1 protein-coding gene is annotated in these 2625 nt (G+C 42.5%); it reads left to right on the forward strand.

Annotation, left to right across the window (positions count from 1 at the left end; all coding sequences use genetic code 11):
• Positions 1–700: 700 nt before the first annotated feature.
• On the forward strand, positions 701–2602 hold the full coding sequence (gene ltrA / locus IM477_RS08750; RefSeq protein ID WP_287731400.1) for a group II intron reverse transcriptase/maturase: 1902 nt from the start codon (positions 701–703) through the stop codon (positions 2600–2602).
• The last annotated feature ends 23 nt before the right edge of the window (positions 2603–2625 follow it).

The raw sequence follows: 2625 nt of genomic DNA on the forward strand, positions 1-2625 counted from the left end.
AGTAGTGCGAAACGTTTAGGCATGAAATAGGGAACCAAATGCCCGAAATAACCGCCTAGTAAGGTCTTCAGTCCCCTGACTGAATCTAACAGGTCAACCCAGACCAGCCTTATAACTGTTTATATGTCCCGACGTTTAGTATCAACACGATACCAAACTAGGCAAAGGGACTCAAGGTCAATACACTTTGTAACAATTATTCACAAATTGTTACAAAGGTGAGAGTAACGGCGATAGCCACCCCCAGATTCAGAAATCACAACTCTGGGACTGAAGCGGGGAGCGGAAGGCTCCGAGGTGTAACCTAACACCAGAATCGAGACCACTGCCAACCATCCATGATTAGGTGTGAACCGAATGTCCGACCTGAACCATCGTAATTAGCTAGTAGTGAAATAGGTTGACACACTGCGTTCAAAAGAACAAGGGGAAAAGTAAGGAATTTACTAACTCACTTACATAGACCTTTAAAAGTACCCCGATGGATAGGACAAATCTAAAGATGGAATGCCCATATAAACGGAACGTGATAAGCCCTTTCAGGCTCTGAGTATCGGTCGAAATACCCAGTAGTGACAAGTGTAAGCGCAAGCCTTCAGGGGTGTGAGATGTAACCAAAAGCCAACGCCTGACGGTAATAGTCAGGATATGCTAACAGGTTACGGTTTGATTGTAAGGATAGAGTCTAGTAGGAGTCTATATGACGAAATCGAGAGAAGGTAAAGGGTTCGGGAAACCGAAAACCACTAAGACTACGAATGTATGGAAAGCTATCAACTGGGGTAAAATCCAAAGATATGTTTTCAAGCTCCAAAAGAGAATATACCAAGCGGCTAAATCGGGACAGAATGCAAAGGTTAGAAGGTGGCAACGTCTATTGGTGAAATCATACTATGCCCGTCTATTAGCAGTTCGCAAAGTAACCCAAGATAATCAAGGAAAGAAAACAGCAGGAGTCGATGGAGTGATAGCAATATCCCCAGAGCAAAGGCTAAATCTAACCGAAGAAATCAAGGGAACACTTAAAGCAAAACCGTTAAGAAGAGTATGGATTCCTAAACCAGGTAGGGATGAAAAACGTCCACTAGGAATACCAACCATCAAAGACAGAGCTAGACAAGCGTTGATTAAATCGGCACTCGAACCAGAATGGGAGTCAAAAATGGAAGAAACCAGCTACGGTTTTCGACCCGGAAGGTCTGCCCATGATGCAATATCGAGGATATACCTTAGCATCAATAAAAGTAGCTACTTCGTATTAGATGCTGATATTGCCAAGTGTTTTGACCGAATTAATCACAACTTCCTACTGTCAAAAATTCATTGTCCCAGTGCCTTGAAAAGAGACATTAAACAATGGCTCAAAGCAGGAGTCTTGGATAACGGCGTATTTGAAGAAACAGAAACAGGGACACCACAAGGAGGGGTAATAAGTCCACTACTTGCTAACATCGCACTGGATGGAATGGCAAGATTAATCGAAACACTATTCCCCAAAAAGGGTAGTAAAACTCAAGCTGTTCTAATAAGATACGCCGATGATTTTGTAGTAATTTCACCATCACTCGAAATCATTGAACAGTGCCAAACTGCCATATCCGAATGGTTAAAACCGATAGGACTAGAACTCAAACCAGAAAAAACCAGAGTGTGTCATACACTCAACCCCATTGAGTACAATGGGAAAACTGAAGAACCCGGTTTTGATTTTCTAGGATTCAATATCAGACAATATCCAACAGGAAAGTACAAATCTGGGAAAACAGGAGGGAGAGGAAGCCAATTAATTGGTCACAAAACCCACATCAAACCCAACCAAAAAGCAGTTAAAGCCCACACAGAAGCGATTAAAGGTGTAATTAAAAAATATAAAAAAGCACCTCAATCAGCCCTGATTAATCAACTAAACCCAATCATTAGAGGTTGGGCTAATTACTACTCAGGAGTAGTATCTGTGGATACCTTCAATAAACTAGACAATACAATCTGGTTAATGTTAAGGGCATGGACAGTATCAAGATGCGGTAAAGCGAACCACGAAAAGCTGAGAAACTACTTTAGACCGGGTACAGTTAAACTCAGCAATGGGAAAGAAAGGCAAGAATCTTGGTTATTTAAGACCAAAGATGGTCTTCATTTATGGCAACATAATTGGACACCAATTGTCAGACATACCCTAGTACGCCCCGAAGCTTCACCTTACGACGGAAATTGGACTTACTGGGCGACCAGACGAGGACAAGCAATCGACACACCGACAAGAGTAGCTAAACTACTTAAGAAGCAACAAGGCAAGTGTAGCCGATGTGGGCAGTATTTCACCCCATCGGATTTAATTGAAGTTGACCACATTCACCCTCTCAGCTTAGGCGGAAAGGATGAATATAAAAACCTTCAATTACTACACCGCCACTGTCACGATGATAAATCGGCATCTGATGGAAGCCTAAAATCATCTGGTTTGACATCAACAGTCAACCTAGATAATACAAGGTTAACCAAAGGAAGTCAAGCTGTATCCTTAACAAGGGAACAGTCAAACCAGGAGCCGTGTGAGGTGAAAGTCTCACGCACGGTTCTGAATGGGAGGGGAGGTCGGTGACGACCTTCTCGACCCCTAATAAT

Origin of the sequence: Microcystis sp. M090S1 (genome assembly GCF_020246295.1) — a bacterium.
Taxonomy (GTDB): Bacteria; Cyanobacteriota; Cyanobacteriia; order Cyanobacteriales; family Microcystaceae; genus Microcystis; species Microcystis aeruginosa.

What these genes read in the sequence shown, in the direction of transcription:
- ltrA (WP_287731400.1), top strand. Translation starts at nt 701, where the DNA reads ATGACGAAATCGAGAGAAGGTAAAGGGTTCGGGAAACCGAAAACCACT.